The organism is Paenibacillus faecalis, from assembly GCF_900289175.1.
In the GTDB taxonomy this organism is placed as follows: Bacteria; Bacillota; Bacilli; order Paenibacillales; family Paenibacillaceae; genus Paenibacillus_AQ; species Paenibacillus_AQ faecalis.
On the sequence record NZ_LT985747.1, the window covers coordinates 245763 to 262001 of the forward strand.

General features: G+C 45.5%; 14 protein-coding genes. 1 reads left to right on the forward strand and 13 read right to left on the reverse strand.

The genetic code is table 11. The features are described 5' to 3' along the window. Positions 1–2: 2 nt before the first annotated feature. The 8 genes from C8268_RS01175 to C8268_RS01210 all read right to left on the reverse strand — a co-directional run bounded on the left by C8268_RS01175 (position 3) and on the right by C8268_RS01210 (position 7809). Positions 3–737, reverse strand: coding sequence for a hypothetical protein (locus C8268_RS01175; RefSeq protein WP_234032640.1), 735 nt, complete (start codon positions 735–737; stop codon positions 3–5). Next, complete coding sequence (locus C8268_RS01180) at positions 734–1669, reverse strand: ABC transporter ATP-binding protein (RefSeq protein ID WP_234032641.1); 936 nt, start codon at positions 1667–1669, stop codon at positions 734–736. The genes C8268_RS01175 and C8268_RS01180 overlap by 4 nt, the downstream gene beginning before the upstream one ends. Before the next feature lie 41 nt (positions 1670–1710). Next, a complete protein-coding gene (locus C8268_RS01185; protein ID WP_234032642.1) occupies positions 1711–2076 on the reverse strand; it encodes a PqqD family protein in 366 nt (121 codons plus the stop codon). A gap of 5 nt (positions 2077–2081) precedes the next feature. Next, positions 2082–3929 (reverse strand): OPT family oligopeptide transporter, encoded by a 1848-nt coding sequence (locus C8268_RS01190; protein ID WP_234032942.1) that lies wholly within the window; start codon positions 3927–3929, stop codon positions 2082–2084. 175 nt (positions 3930–4104) lie between these two features. Next, positions 4105–5277: an N-acetylglucosamine-6-phosphate deacetylase gene (nagA, locus tag C8268_RS01195; protein WP_106765980.1), complete on the reverse strand. Its 1173-nt coding sequence runs from the start codon at positions 5275–5277 to the stop codon at positions 4105–4107. A gap of 3 nt (positions 5278–5280) precedes the next feature. Next, positions 5281–6027 carry a DeoR/GlpR family DNA-binding transcription regulator gene (locus C8268_RS01200; protein ID WP_234032643.1) on the reverse strand — a complete coding sequence of 249 codons (747 nt, stop codon included), beginning with the start codon at positions 6025–6027 and terminating at the stop codon, positions 5281–5283. A 257-nt stretch (positions 6028–6284) separates the two neighbouring features. After that, positions 6285–6623 (reverse strand): four-helix bundle copper-binding protein, encoded by a 339-nt coding sequence (locus C8268_RS01205; RefSeq protein ID WP_106765982.1) that lies wholly within the window; start codon positions 6621–6623, stop codon positions 6285–6287. Positions 6624–6747: 124 nt separating this feature from the next. Further along, positions 6748–7809, reverse strand: a complete 1062-nt coding sequence (locus C8268_RS01210; protein WP_106765983.1) for a CobW family GTP-binding protein — start codon at positions 7807–7809, stop codon at positions 6748–6750. Positions 7810–7929: 120 nt separating this feature from the next. Here C8268_RS01210 and C8268_RS01215 point away from each other — a divergent pair, with 120 nt between their 5' ends. Continuing rightward, positions 7930–8445 (forward strand): MogA/MoaB family molybdenum cofactor biosynthesis protein, encoded by a 516-nt coding sequence (locus C8268_RS01215; RefSeq protein WP_106765984.1) that lies wholly within the window; start codon positions 7930–7932, stop codon positions 8443–8445. A gap of 137 nt (positions 8446–8582) precedes the next feature. On the opposite strand, the gene C8268_RS01220 is transcribed toward C8268_RS01215, so the two are convergent. The 5 genes from C8268_RS01220 to C8268_RS01240 form a co-directional block, all read right to left on the reverse strand. Beyond that, complete coding sequence (locus C8268_RS01220) at positions 8583–9116, reverse strand: hypothetical protein (protein WP_106765985.1); 534 nt, start codon at positions 9114–9116, stop codon at positions 8583–8585. A 49-nt stretch (positions 9117–9165) separates the two neighbouring features. Then, the gene (locus C8268_RS01225; RefSeq protein WP_106765986.1) at positions 9166–10188 is read right to left on the reverse strand and encodes an acrylyl-CoA reductase family protein; all 1023 of its coding nucleotides are present in this window, start codon (positions 10186–10188) and stop codon (positions 9166–9168) included. A 152-nt stretch (positions 10189–10340) separates the two neighbouring features. Next, complete coding sequence (locus tag C8268_RS01230; RefSeq protein ID WP_234032644.1) at positions 10341–11534, reverse strand: anaerobic sulfatase maturase; 1194 nt, start codon at positions 11532–11534, stop codon at positions 10341–10343. 117 nt (positions 11535–11651) lie between these two features. Beyond that, positions 11652–14936, reverse strand: coding sequence for a DUF5704 domain-containing protein (locus C8268_RS01235; protein WP_106765987.1), 3285 nt, complete (start codon positions 14934–14936; stop codon positions 11652–11654). Between the two features lie 11 nt (positions 14937–14947). Continuing rightward, positions 14948–15883 carry a copper amine oxidase N-terminal domain-containing protein gene (locus tag C8268_RS01240; protein WP_106765988.1) on the reverse strand — a complete coding sequence of 312 codons (936 nt, stop codon included), beginning with the start codon at positions 15881–15883 and terminating at the stop codon, positions 14948–14950. Positions 15884–16239 lie beyond the last annotated feature (356 nt).

Sequence of the window (16239 nt, forward strand, 5' to 3'; positions counted from 1 at the left end):
CATCAACCTGCTTTTCGAATTAATTCAGCAGCATCTTTAGCCAGAGAAGCTTTAAGGTAAATCGCAAGCAAGACAGCTGTATATCCAAACGTAAAAAGAAGGATGTATGTGCTCTGAAGGACTCCTCTTTGATCCGCATGCATCAGTGTATCAATCATCAGTGATACCGGAGGAAGCAAGTATGCAAGAAGATGGATGCCCTTTGGAAGCAGATCGGCAATCGAAATCCCAGCGATCGAGAGCACGATTAAAATTAACATGAAACCAGCTGCTCTTCCCTGATTCTCGATCCACCCGGGTTGAAAAAACAATGATACCCCCGCTCCAAGACCTGATAGTAAAATATGAGCTGCAAGAGCGACAAGCAAACGTGTCAATCCTACCGGTTCAGCAAACATCCCGGTTACTAAAGGATAAGCGACCGTTGCCAGACTAATCAAACTGCTAATAAGAAGCAGAGCCGTATACTGCGTAGCATAAAACTTCAGTGCACTTCCATTATGTAAAATAAGAAGAACGTTTTGTCTGCCTTGATCATGATTAAGAAAGCTTGTGCCGAGCCAGGCACATCCGATAAACAACAAGGTTGACGTGACAGCATAACTGTCCATGATCGGATTTGGTTTGTAAGAATACAAAATCAACACGGATATAACCATAAATGCGATCGGTCCAAAATAACGGTTTGAGCGGGTATAGCTTACTAGCAAATATCGCAGCAGCGGCCAACTGATCATCCTTCCACCGCCTTTTTTTGAGCGTCAGCATTATACTTCAGCTGTTCTGCCCGTTCTTGGGAAAGCGGCTGCAGTGATATCACAGATCCGCCTTCTTTAAGCACATATAACAAAAATTCATCCGAGCATTCTTTTCTGACCACCGCTTCAAACGGAGCTCCCCGCGATATCCAATATAAGAAGCCGTTCAGCTTCTCTATGTTATGCATCGCCTCCAGAGAAATACTGTGGAAGGCGAGCTTGGTGCCAATGACAGCTTTCCCCCGCTCATAAAGAGCATCACGTATAATGACGCCCCGTTCCATCGCAACAACCCTGTCGGCCAATGCAGCCGTCAACAAAGGTTCGTGCACAGACATAACGATCGCCGTGCCTTGATTTTTAATTTCTCCGAGAAGCGAAACCATATCATGCTGTGAAGACTCGTCCAGCCCCGACAAAGGCTCATCCAACAGGAGCACATCGGGTGAACCGAGCATGGCCTGCATCAGGTTTATCTTTTGCAGCATTCCTTTTGAAAACTGATTCATCCTTCGATTGGCGTGCTCATGCATTTGGAAAAACGACAGTACACCATCCACACCACGCCTTGCTTCCTCATTGCTTAACCCTTGAATTTTGGCAACATGAAATAAATATTCCTCAGGGGAAAAACGCAAACTTGGGAACCGCTCAGGCACATATCCTATCCGTAAACTGTCGGCAATGACCTTCCTCTTTCCATGAGTAGGAATGGCAAGACCGGCAATCAGGTGTAAAAGAGTACTTTTCCCAGCGCCGTTCCTGCCGGTAACCGCCACACATTCCCCACGGGCAATACACCATGTAGCATCCCGGATTGCCCGATGTTTCCCGAAGAACTTACTTACGTTGTCCAGTTCAATCAGAACTTCCATCTCATACATTACTCCTGCATCATCTTTTAAGTTCATTGTACCCTTTTATTCCAAGATAGTTCAATATTGACAAGCAATCAGCGTCCCGATCTCCATTCGATCCAGTTATTCACTTCCATCATTTCAATAAACTTGACTAAACGGGGCAGGAGAGGCTCGACTGCTTCCCCGAACTCATCATAAAGTGCAGAAGCGATCTCAGATATGGAATGCTGTCCGTCACATTTTTTAATAACCGCTGCCCCATGAGCATCAAGCTTTACCTGAATAACCGAAGGCTGTTTCAGCAAGCGGATAGCTTGCCGCTCGATCCAGGACTTTCGTGGAACGAAAACCGTAGTCTTTTCGCTGCAATAAACTACAAACAACCCTTCTTTAAGAACAGGAATCATCGTGAGCAGATTTTGGACTTTTTTTGGTTTCTTATACGGAATCCTGATCAAAAAGCTCACTCCTTGCTTGTGGACACAGGTATTTTTTTAGCGGCTAGTGCGCCCCATGTCAGAATCATCATGACAGCCAAAAATATAAGGAACGGAACCGAATTGTTCTCAATGAGAACATTCTCCGGGATTGCAACATTCATCCAGATCAATACAGCAATGAAGACACCAACCAGTGACTCCCCTGCAATCAGACCGGATGCCAACAATGTTCCGGTTTCGACTCTGGCCTTCAGCAGTTCCCTATCTTTCTTTGAAACTCTCTCTACAAACCATCGTACAACGCCGCCTGCCATAATCGGTGTGCTCACATGGATCGGCAAGTAAATACCAACTGCAACTGTCAAAGAGTTCAGACCGAGCAATTCGAAGACGACGGCAGATGCCACGCCTATAAATATCAGTTCCCAAGGTAAATTACCTGCCATCATGCCTTCTACGATAATCCGCATCAATACGGCCTTTGGTGCCGGAAGATCCTCCGACCCGAGACCATAGCTTTCATTCAGTACGGACAAAATAAAACCGATCACAAGCCCCGATACGAGCACCCCAATCATCATGGCAACCTGCTGTTTCCACGGTGTACCGCCGACCAAATAACCGGTCTTCAGGTCCTGCGATATATCTCCCGCTACCGCAAGGGCAACACACACAATGGCCCCTACCGTTAATGAAGCGATCATGCCGGTTGCCCCTGACAAACCGGTTAATTTGAAAACAAAGGTCACGATCAGCAAAGTTGCGATCGTCATACCTGATACCGGTGAAGACGAACTGCCTACTAGTCCTACGATCCGTGACGCTACGGTAACAAATAAAAAGCCAAAAACAGCGATAGCTAATGCCCCTACGATTCCTACATCAGTTAATGGGGCAAACGCAATGATGACAATCAGCACGGCAATCATGCCAAATACCCATATCCCTGGAATATCCCGATTCGTACGCTCGATCGTCACCTTGGAGTTGTCTTTCTTTTGCAAGCTTCGCAGCGTTGCCGTAAAGGAATGGTACAGCATGGGTAGCGTCTTGCCGAGCGTAATCAATCCCCCGGCGGCGACCGCTCCAGCACCGATATAGCGGATATAATCCCCCCAGATTCCCCAGGCGTCCAACTCCCCAATCGGCGTGGCCGAAGGGATTACGACAGCATCGCTTCCTGCTCCGATAAAAGAAATGGCCGGGATCAGGACAAGCCAGGCCAGTACGCCACCAGCCAGCATCTGTCCGGCAATCCTTGGCCCGATAATGTAACCGACCCCTAGCAGCGCCGGAAAAATATCCAAACCTACAACTGCATTTTTAAATCGGAGAATACTAGTTTCAATTTCGGTCCGGAACCATTTGAATCCGTCCCCCATCGCTTTGACTGCACCGCCGATCAGGAATCCATAAACGACCATCTTTGCGCTCTTTCCTCCGACATCCCCGGACATCAGCACTTCAGCGCAAGCCGTTCCCTCTGGGTAAGGAAGAGTCTCGTGCTCATTCACAATGAGCAATCGGCGAAGGGGAACCATCATAGCTACACCAAGGAAACCTCCGACGAGCACGATAAAACTGATCGTTGCCATCGAAGGGATATAGCCCCACATATATAATGCCGGCAGGGTAAAAATAGCACCTGCAGCAACGGCTTCGCCGGCAGTTGTCATCGTCTGAACGATGTTGTTTTCAAGAATCGATTTGCGGCGGAATATCCCTCTTAACACCCCAAGCGAGATGACAGCTGCCGGAATCGAGGCACTGACTGTCAAACCGATTTTCAAGCCTAAGTAGGCATTCGCAGCAGCAAATACGACGGCCAAAATGATCCCCAGCACGATCGCAAATGTGGTGAGCTCTGCCATAGATCTGGATGCGGGTATATAGGGGACAAATATGGAAGGATTGGCATCTCTTTTGGAATCTTGCACCCCGTTCTCTCCTCTCGATGTTGAAATCATAAACTGTACATGGAACGGTTAGAAAAGCATCCTTATTTTGTCCCCAACTTTTCATTTTCAGTCGTCGAACCCTTTAAAATTAGCTCTTTATAAAGCGAGGCTGACCGCCGATCATCGTCCATTGAACCTCATACTTATCATCCAGTAGGACCAAATCAGCGGAGCGGCCTTGTTCGATCATTCCTAACTGACCGAGTCCTAGAATGGCAGCCGGCGTAGCGGAAGCCATATGAACGGCATCAAGAAGCGGGATTCCATTCTTTACCGTGTAATATAAAGCTTCGTTCATTTTCACTGTGCTGGAAGCAAGTGTACCGTCATTCAGGCGGGCAACTCCACCCGATACCTGTACTTGATGACCGCCGAAATGGTATGTGCCGTCGCCAAGTCCCATCGCTTGGAGCGCATCGGTAATTAAGACCATGCCTTCAGCTCCCTTTATGCGATGCATCAGCCGGATTATTGCCGGGTGTAAATGCACCTGATCCACGATTGCTTGTAGACTGACGTGGTTCTCTTCAAATGCAGCCACGATGAGACCGGGATCGCGGTGATGGATCGGACGCATGCCGTTAAAACAATGTGTAACATGACTTGCTCCTGCAGCAAAAGCCGCTTTCGCTTCCTCATACGTGGCATCGGAATGTGCGAGTGCAATGACGACCCCCTTCTCTTTCAGAAAGGAAATAAGCTCCATTCCGCCGGGCAGCTCCGGGGCAATCGTAACCATTTTGATGAGGCCTTCTGCTTCGTTAAAAATACGATTCATCTCATCGATATCCGGGTGCCGTAGAAACTTTTCATTTTGCATACCTTTACGTTTAGGATTCAAATAAGGACCTTCTAAATGAATACCGGCTATTTTCGCTCCTGTTTCATGTCCGATCACCCGTTTCACACTGCGAATCATCGCGAGCAGGTCTTCCATCGTTGAGGTGACAGAGGTTGCCAAAAAAGATGTGCATCCTGTTGATGCGCACACGTTCGAGACCTCTTGAATGCTCTTCTCCGTACCATCCATCATATTGAAGCCGTTTGCGCCATGAATATGTACATCAATCATTCCAGGTATAAGCAGATGCCCTTGGCCATCCCAAATTTCGTAGTCTCCATCCACCATCGATACGGAGCTATCTGTGCTTTTCTGCTCTTCAATTTTTACAATACGCCCTTCTCGAATCCAGATGATAGCCCGTTGCATAATCCGGTCCTTCAAAACCGCTTGAACATTGGATATAATCACATTCCTCACTTACTATTCCTCCTCGTCGCACACAATTACCGCGATTTGTTTCCGGTCAAGTGCTTCCTTTAACTGCTCAGGTATTGGTTGGTCGGTAACGAGTACATCAACGTAGTCCAAGTCTAACCGGTACACCGATTTTTCACTGAACTTAGTATGGTCTGCTACGACAATGACCTGATCTGATCGGCGGGCGATTTCCTTCTTTACCCGTGCATCGTCCTCATAGGGATAGTATATTCCGTCGGAACGGATACTGCTTGCACCTATAAATGCCTTATCCGCGCGGATTTCGCTTAACTTATCGATGACGGATGATCCGTATAACAGACGACTTTTAACATTCAAATAACCGCCCAGTAAATAAATAAGGAGTTCTTCACGGTCGGATAAAATTCCAACGTTATCGATGGAATGCGTGATTACAGTAATATGCTTAGCCTCGATATGCTTGGAAACGAATTGAACCGTCGTTGAAACATCCAATATTACGGCCTCATGATCCTGAATAAAACTAGAGGCAAGCTTGCCGATCTTGTTTTTGCTGGCAGATTCTTCGATTAACCGCTCCTGATAGGATGCAATTTTCTTTTGCAATGTTGGAAGCGCCAACCCTCCGTGTGTCCGGATTGCAGCCCCCTCCTCTACAAGCCGTACAACATCACGGCGTGCGGTATCCTTCGAAACTTGAAATTGCTCGCAAATTTGCTTCACGCTCATCGTGTGATGCAGCTTCAAATACTCAAGAATTTTCAACATACGTTCTTCCTGAAAAATGACAAAGCACCTCCTTACACTTTATAAGCGATTATAAGTATTTTGGTAAGTAATCACAAGTATTTTTAAGTTTCCATACTGAATTGCAAGTAAATTATAATATATAAACGTAATTCCTTATTCATTTCGGTAAACATTGCTTGTCCTTAGATCGAGGGAAAACTGGTATCGTTAACATAAAATAAGCCGCCTATTCGGCGACTTATATCAGGCTATAATTCCTTAACGGATATCGATACTTAAGCTACAAAGCACATTTCACGGCACACTTCTGCGCATTTTCGGCAAGCTTCTGCACACTGTTTGCAATGGGTTTGAACATGCTTTTCACATTCCTCTGCACAAGCTTCACACATCTTGATGCAAAGAGCACAAATATCAAAAGCGTACGGGCTCATTCGGGTCATGGCCTCGGCAGCAAACGAACATATATCCGCGCATTCCCGGGTCAAGGTAATACATTGACGAAGCATGGCAATATCATATTCTTTTAAACATGAAACATAGCACACATTACATGCATTCATGGTTTGGAGACATGCATCAATACAATCTTTATATTGTAGGTCGTTGTTCATTTCGTATACCTCCCAAGCATGATTTCGCTCTGTCATTGTATTAAACCGATCGAACCCAAAGTGAACCAAGTCACACGATCATTAGGCTATATTACTAAAAAATACATTAATTAACAACTTCATATTAACATTGTACACCTGATTTTGCTTCCAGTTCAAGCAATTGCTCGTGAATCTTTGTCTGACTGAAATGTTCACCGATAAGAACGATCACATCAGATACTTGTCCTTGGGGATTGATTTTCATAAAATCTGATTCTCTAAAGGCATATTGAAACAAAAAGCGGCTGGCTGTATCGCTAAAGGTCAGAATCCCTTTGGCGCGATATATTTCTCTCGGAAGTTCGGCTATAAACGCTTCAAAATGATAGCTATTTACAGGCTTCTGAAAATAATACGTGTAGGACATTACATGATCATGAGTATGATGTGTATGGTCATGATTCAGCTTATGTTTGTGTGCAGGCTCATGTTTAATTTCCGGTGAACAAGCCCCAGGGTCATGAACAACTTCATGTTTCGGAGCTTCATCAGCCGCCATTGGGTGATTAAAGTACTGCCGCCTGGTTATATCAGACGTTGGCCCGAGCAGCACTGCCGGGTTTACATCACAACGTACAGCAGGAATCATAGCTGCCACAGCATTCCATCCTCGTACAATACGAGCTACTTCCTCCTGTTCTTGTTCACTGATCCGGTCTATTTTGTTTAATATGAGTGTAGAGGCACAACGGATCTGTTCCTGCATCAGCCTATAATTTTTTCCTTTCTGGGTTTGATACAGTTCCAAAAGATGCGCGGAATCCACCACGGTGATCAAATGTTTTACATCTATTTTCATGTAAAGCGATGCTTCTGCGACGGCATCCAAAATTTCCAGCGGATTGGCCGCACCCGTCGCCTCAATGGCGATGACATCAGGCTTTTCATTCTGTATCAATAAAGCAAGCTCTGAAGTCAAGTCTGCACGGATGGAGCAGCAGATACATCCGCTCAGCAATTCAGCCGTGGGAACATCGTGTCCGGTGATCTGACCATCAATATTGACTTCGCCGATCTCATTCATTACAATGGCAGGGTTCAAGCTCTGCTGCTTCCAGTATTGAATCAGCCTCGTTAACAACGTTGTTTTACCACTGCCTAAAAAACCTGATAATATGTATATGGGTGTCATTGTGCTTTTCATATGAATCGTCCTTCCTCAGCATTCTATGTTAGCGAGTGTACTACACTTAAGCTTCCGTCAGCAAGGAAAGCTGTTGCCTTGTCTTAAAGTTCACTAGTTTATAAGATTGGAGTTGTTCAGATGAGAAATTCCGTTGATGAACATCGGCAGCAATCGCCAGAAACCGTCTCATGCATGATTCTTACGGTATCCGATACAAGAACGTTTGAAACCGACGAGAGCGGGCGATGGATGAAAACCGCACTAGAAGAAGCCGGATATCGCGTAGTCAAGCATATCATCGTAAAAGATGATTATAACGCTATCCGTGAGCTGATTTATGAAGCTTCCAGCAATCCTGAAATTGAAGCTTTGCTTTTAACCGGGGGAACAGGAATCTCCAACCGTGACAGTACTTATGAGGCTGTGTCCTCTCTGATTGATAAAGAATTAAAAGGATTCGGTGAAATTTTTCGTTTCTTAAGCTATGAAGAGATCGGGCCATCGGCGATCCTGAGCCGGGCTATCGGCGGAACAGTCGGTAATACAGCCGTCTTTTCCATGCCTGGTTCCCCGGGGGCAGTGCGGCTTGCACTGGAGAAAATTCTTGTGCCGGAGCTAAGACATGTCGTTCGGGAAATTCACAGACACCGGTAAGAAAGTCCGAACCAAAGCATCCTTCAGAAACAAGGGCGCCCCAGATGATTTATATGTAAAGCCTGACCATTCCTAATGCACAAAACAGCGGGCGCCCGAGGTTCACACCTTAGGCGCCCGCTGTTTTCAGCCTGTTATTACTTAGGCGTTGTCATTCGATTCTTAAGCGGCAGTTCGTTTAACACCTTGGAGGCTACCGCCTTTACCTGCTTCGAATACTGGTCCTTCTTTTCTCCCGCCGATGTATATACCAACGCGCCTTCACGTTCTTCAAAAATCATTTGATCCATCACTTCGTTTTTGTTCTGTCTTCCAGTACCATACAGCTCATCAATGCCTTTCCTTCTTGCCTGTTCATCAGCAAAAATATACACGGTAATCAACTGGCTGGAGTCATCGTTTATACGATACTGGTACGACATGGTTCCGGCTTCGTCTTCGAAATACGTTTCATTTGTCAACACGATATCGTGCTCCTTGAACAGATCTTTCATCGTATTCAGAAGCTTTCCGTTTAACCCGGTGCCTTCCGTTTTTTTCTCCTGATTCCCTTCTTCATATGCTTCCATATTATACTTTTTCATTTCTTCCTTGGCGTACTCTTTCGTGCAACCCGTAAATATCGTCAGCAAGCAAATCGATAGCAGTCCTGCGATTAACCCTTTACCCAAGCTTCATCCATCCTTTCTATAGGATTAGAATGCCTGGGGAGAAACCTGATTATTCGGCTTCCGACCTATCGCTAAGTGTGATGACGCTACGGCCGATTGCTTTGCCGCTTAATATATCGTTTAAAATCTCAGGTAGCGCATTCAAATAATGAACGTGAATTCCTGATTGCAGAGCGCTATCCGGCTTCCATTCACCAGCCAGCTTGCTCCATATTTCTTGACGCGTACTCATTGGACAATAAACGGAATCGATGCCCAAAAGTTTCACACCTCTTAAAATAAACGGATAAACCGTTGCTGCAAAATTACCGCCGCCTGTCAAACCTGAAAGTGCAACAGCACCGCCATATTTAACGTGCTTAAGTAATCCCGATAACTGGGGACCGCCAACCGGATCGATAACAGCAGCCCATTTTTCAGCAGCAAGTGCACCCTTCGAGTCCTGTGCTGCTTCTTCCCGAGATATGACCTGATGAGCGCCGATCGTTGTCAGCCAGTCTCCTTGCGCTGCCATTTTGCCGGTAGATGCTACAACTTCGAACCCCAGCTTGGACATCATGGAGATCGAAAAACTGCCAACACCGCCTGTTGCACCGGTAACCAAAACCGGGCCATCTGACGGCTGAACTCCGCTATGAAGGAGGCTTGCTACCGACAAAGCGGCTGTAAAGCCAGCTGTACCGATCCCCATCGCTTCTTTTAGGCTTAGACCTTCCGGCAGTGGCACCAGCCAGTCGCCTTTTACCCGTGCGTATTGACTGTATCCACCTTCATGGGAAACCCCAAGTTCATAGCCTGTACAGAGCACCTTGTCACCTTCTTTAAAAGACGGATGTAACGATTCAACAACCGTGCCCGCCAGATCGATTCCCGGAATGAACGGATATCTTCTCACAATCTTTCCTTCCGGAATGCTGGCAAGACCGTCCTTGTAATTCACACCGCTATACTGAACACGGATCGTTACATCCCCATCCGGCAGCTGGTCCATACGCCAATGTTCTATACCGCTGCGAAACCCCTGATCATCCTTGTGAATAACAAACGCCTTGAAAACAGTATCTGTACTCATATTTCTGCCCCTTTCTATTCTTTAGCTATAATAAGAACTACCCGTTATGGCCACTTTGAACATTCCATATATTTTTGAAAAATCCGATTTGTCGAAGTTTGTGATGCTGTAGAACGTTTTGGCATTTCCTGCGCTTTCCCGAGAAATAATTTCTACCTGGCACAGCATAGCTTGGCTTTCCTGCCGCTACCGCAAATGCAGCGTTCATTTCTCCCGGGAAATGAAATTTGATGACGTTTGAGAATGCTTTTCGCCAGCTTCCGCATCCGCTGCTCCCCGTGAGCATAAAGCATGCGATAGCTTTCGCAAAAATAATCGCAGTCAGGTGACTCTGATTGCTGTTGACCGACCCTATTGCGCGGACAACCACCATGACAATAGTGCAAATACTCGCAGTTCATGCAGTGGTTAGAAAGCTGTCTTTTTTGAGCGTGAAACGTGTTCCATATCGGGCTGTTCATTAACGACTCCAACGACTCTAGACCTGCATTCCCTAGTTTGTAATCATCGTGGATGTAAAAGTCACAAGGATAGGCGTCCCCGTTTTGCTCCAGTATCAGGATCGAAGGGCATTCTTCCCGGAAAATACATGCTTCCGGCTCTTGTCCTACTAATCTTTGCAGCCAATTGTCAAAGAAACGAACAGAGATCCGGGGAGTGCCTTCCCGATACCATATGTCAAAAGCTTCACACAGGAAGCGTCCGTACTGTTCTGGAGTAATCAAATATTTGCCTGCCGCACTCACCTCCTGCGAACGGAAGTCCATGCACGGAATAAATTGAACGTAATCAATCTGCTCCTGCTCAAGCCATTCCATCAGGACTCCGGCCTTTTCAACATTATCTTCGTGAATAACCATGAGAACGTTGAAATCCACCTTCGCCCGGCGCAGTTCCTCGATTCCTTTCATTACAAGTGCATAAGAACCCGCTCCAGAGCCTGTCTTTCTTCGCTTATTATGTATATGTTCAGGCCCGTCCACACTTACCCCGATCAAGAAGGAGTACTTGCGAAAAAATTCTGCCCACTTCGCATTCAGTAATGTACCATTCGTTTGCAGTGCATTACTGATCAATGTATTGGGTGGAGCATAATAAGATTGCAGCTGTACAACTCGCTCAAAGAAAGGGAGTCCTGACAGGAGCGGCTCACCCCCTTGCCAGGCAAAGGATACGCTTCCTTGTGAACCCCCCATCATTTGAATGATCACCTTTTGCAGCAAATCGTCTTCGATCATACGGATCTTTCCTGTTAGCTGTCCTTGGCAACTGCTGTAATAACAATAATCACAGGCCAAATTGCAATCTTCCGATACCGTCTTCCACATAATGCTTGTAGGCAGCACGTCACTTTCACTCCTCTTTGCTTGACAAGATGTGATTTCTTGAAGTATAGCACAGATGAATACACTTTCATTGTGACGTATTTCAAGCTAGATGCTGGCCTGGCCACCGTTTTGCTTCTAATGAGGAACCTGTGAAGAAAAATCTTTCTTGCTGGACTGATCCGCATGATAAAATACCGCATCCCCATCCTTCAGGGAGAACTTTGAGCCATACGGGTCTATATACGTGTTGCTGAAACCTTCCAGCTTCCACTGATTCATCAAAGGAGCATCGATATACTGAAGATGCGGACGAGTCAGGTTGCCGTTTTGAATCGTCTCGATATTAAAGTTAACGACAATAAAACCATCCTTCAAAAAAATATCCGACTTTTCATCGATTCCTTTTCCGCGCCCGTACTCGGCTAGATTCGTCCCCTTTTTCACAGCGTAAACGTCAGATGGAATGCTGTATTCCCCATACCAGCGCTGGATCGATGCATTCGCTCGTTCCGGATCTACCGAAGCGGGAAGTCCGGCTTTAGGTCCGATCAGCGTACGGATTTCAGAAGGCAGTAGCAGCCAATCATAACGGCCGATCCACGTCCTCTTCCTGGATATCCGCTCGATATACTGCTTCGCAAAGGCCTCAGGCGACATCTGGCGTGAAGCGCCGCTGTGATTGTACATATAGGATGCCGTATCCTGCATTTCACGTAGCGGCACATTTCTCAGCCGTTCATTCAGAATGACATATCGCTTCTCTTTGTCTTCAGGTGAGCCGATCCGAACAAAGTTTCGACTGCTGCTGTGATAATAAAGATCTACCGGGATTCGTCCGGTCCCGTCCTTTTTCACAAAATAAAAGCTGGGTGTGATCGCAATGCCATCTTTTGCGCTGAACATATTCCCTTTCGTTTTCAGGTCAAACTTGAAATGGTAGCCTGTTTTCACAGATACATTTTTGTATCCTGGCTGCGGATGTTTTCCCGGCGCAATCGGCAGTGTATAAGGCAGCGGGTTGCCTCTTGGAGCTCCATCGATATCTCGCTGACCTGTCCAATAAGCGTTACCCTTGGGCACTGCGCTTCCCTTATGCGTCCGAAATACGGTTTGCCAGTTATAGTCTGCGATGTCCGTAATTCGAAAATCGTACACCCGCCCGATCACTTCAACGGGCTCAACATCTGTCGCCACATGGTGCATCAAGTCCAGGTTCGCTTTGGACTGCTGGGTAAAATTCGCAGGGGCATTTTCTGCGATATTCCGAAATTCTATTTGATAGTCTCCTTCATCAACCCACACCGGCAGGAAAAATTCCGTATCCAATTGATGGACCGGGATGTCGATCCAGGTGTTCTTTGGATAGAAGATGGTACGACTGCTGTTATACGTATCGAATGGAAATTTCACTTGTTTGGTTCGGAAATACTTCGCATAATCGCGATTCCCGTAACCCGGATAATTCGTATGCTGGCCGTTCGTTGGAATACGGACTGTAAAGGGGCGTTCTAAAATAAACGCTGCCCGATCCGGATTCGGGTTCGTTTTTTGGTTATGTGCCTGATCATCGGTAACGGAAGAATAGTTCACAACCGGGGTATGTACTGTAACGGTGTTAATTTCGTAGATCGGGAACTCCTGGTTGCTGCTGCCGTTCATGTTTCCGGGCATCAAGCCATAGTTAATCGTGCCATTGCTTACTGTGTTGGCTTTGTTGACTTTATCGCTGCTAATGATGTGACCGGGACTGTATAATACGTCTGGCCCAATATGTGTTGGCGCTGGAATGTTTCCTGGCGTCGGTCCGGTTTCTTCGACTTTTTCACCATTCATAATGGTTTGGCTGTTAAACTCAAGCGAATCATTGGTCACCTGAACCTTGCCTACAGCCTTTTCAGCGTGGCTCTTTAAGTTTTCATTTGGCGGTGATGGCCTGCTTTTCCCTCCGTTTTTGGTGCCTCCCGGAGCTGTTACCGTACCGGGATTTTCAGGAGGATAAAAGTTCCCTGTTTGTTCTGCCGTGAACTCCGGTTCTTCATACCCTTCCGGATAGATGGTAATCTCACCGCCGGGGAGAGCATAGTTCCGAAGTGTCCCTTGATCGATCTTGTACACTTCCAGGTTGTCAATGACCCAAAAAGAGTACGGCCGTACAATTTGATGCGTTTGTTGAACAGGCTCTTGATCTACTTGTGGGTCCGGAACTGTTTTTGTTTTACCATCCGCTCCAGTGACTGTCTTGCCAGGGTCCCACTTGAGTGTCCATGTTTTCTCGACATTCACGTTAAACGTACAAGTGCCGGTCATATTTACGAATTTATTCTGGAAGAGATAATTCCTTGCCGATATATTTCCGTATAAGCTCTCCGATGTCGGTATGCCTTGCAGCACATCAAACCGCTCGTTACCGCGCTGGTCTGCTTTGATGACCGCCGTAGCCACCGGGTCCATATATTTCCCCGATATCACTCTTCCTGGTTGTGGGGGAGTACATACACCCCCTGGTGGTGGATCTTCAGGAGTTGGCTTTTCAGGATCATCTTCAGTTTCATAGTAAAAGTACAAATAATATGTTGGAAACTTGCCGTTATAAGTAAACTTTCCCGGATCTCCCGGTGTAATAGAGCCACCACTCGGCGCCGAAACTGTACTTTTCTTATGACCCTTGTATGAATACTGCTCGTTTCCCGGAGTGTGCTTAAAAGCATAGTCTTTATCCTTTTCAAGCTTTTCCTCCCGATCTTTAAACCCGTCCACTCCATTCAGTGATTTCCCGGTGGTCGTGAAGTGCTTAATGATCGCATTTCCTTCGGGTGGCTCCAATTCGATTTCGAATAAAGTTGGAAAGAAGTAACGCCAGCCTTCTACCTTGGGAGCAAACTCTTTTCCATCTTTCTCTTCTTCCTTTCTTCGGTCGACCGGTCTAGTTGCTTTTAAGAGTCCTTTATTAACATAAACAGGTACATAAGCTACGTTCGTGCCTTTGCCTGTCCATGGTTTAGCTGTAAAGGAATAAGATTCCGATGTAGCCCGAACATAATAATCCTTGGGGTTCTCAGCCATTTCTACAGTCCTTGAAGCTTCAAATATTTCTTCTCCATACTCATGGTTATAGTTAAATTTACTTACTTTTACGCTCTTTATTTTTCGTGACGAATTAAATTCAAACATGTAATCAAAGCCATCGACATCTGTTGTTCCTCTTGGCGGTGTATCGGTCCATTGCCCTGCAGCATCACGCCAAGTTTCAAAGTAGACCATCCCGACAAAATAATATTTATTGGGGTTATGAGGATGTTGAAACATCCGATTAACCCCAATCGCTTCAGCTTTTCCTGGATTCATAACAAATACGGTGGTGATCAGTATAACAAAGCAAATGAAGACTTGAACGGCCCTTTTCATGTTCAATCTCAACATAACGTGGCTCCTTATTTAAAGGGATTAACCATCGCCACAAGATAATCTTCTACCTTATGTGTACTAAAGGCTATATAGTCAGCTTTCTTGAGTTGAAATGTAGTCCAATCATAGTTCTCAACATAATTTCCATTTTGAAATACATCCGATGTACTTTTAACTGGATAATAATTCGTCGCCGTTCCGTCCTTATGATTTTCGAAGGCGTTATCTACACCGGTTCGATACTTTACAAAATCATTCTTTACCATGAAAAAAATCGGTGTACCACGTTGTGAGCTTCGGATAGCAATATAGTCAATTCCATTATCATTAACAAGCTTTATGTCATAAATAATCTCACCATTTCCTAATTTAATTGGCAATTGGTTTGCATTAATTACCTTAACGCCTTTAAAGGGTGTACCTTTTAGATTTTCAAAAAAAACTTTCTCTTTCGTATACGCCTTAAACTTACTTAGCGGTTGAAGCTTAAATTGAGCATCGTCCGTATTCCTGAAATTCTTATCCCCGATCCAGACCCACCGCCCGATCTTGTCCCACTTTACTTTTTCACCAAGCCCCTCACTGACCAAGCGCAGCGGCACAAAGGTACGGTTTTGTTTCAACATGATTTTTGTGCCATAGTTTTTCGGTTTTCCGTTCACTAGAGCAGTTGTCTGGCCAACCGTCATTTGAACAATATTGTCTCCTTTCTTCACCTGAACGGTCGTTTTTCCGCCAGATTTGTTATAGCTTACCTTTCCTCCGAGCGCTTCCGATATGAATCGGATCGGTACCATAACACTTCCTTGCTTATCCTGGAACGGCTTAGCATCTGGGAATTTCAGCTTTTTTGCATTCAATAAAACCTCAACTTGAGCTGGTGCGGCTGCCTGAACATCTACGGCTCCAAAGCTCGATACTGCAACCGCACTGATCAACAATGAAAGTATAAATTGTTTCATTTTTTTCGCTCCTTTTTATTCCTTTATCGATTACTGTTTCTAAATCCTTATAAAACAAAGCCAGAATGGCCCCACCTTACTTAATACCGTAGTCAATCGCATCCCCCCTTTCACTCCTCTGAATAAATCTATAACGGGTGTTATGAGATTACTCTTAAGCAACAGCAGACGCGCAAAAGTAACTCATTCTTAAAATTCCAAAAGCATCCAATATAGGTTTCTAGTATAGTAAAATTGCGGCAGTCCTACGCATATTGTTTATTAATAGTTTTATATACCTAGTCCTAATTCTAGTAAAAAAGACTCATTCCTGCCAGTAGACTTCTTTTTAATGGAGAGATAACACATCCATCAAG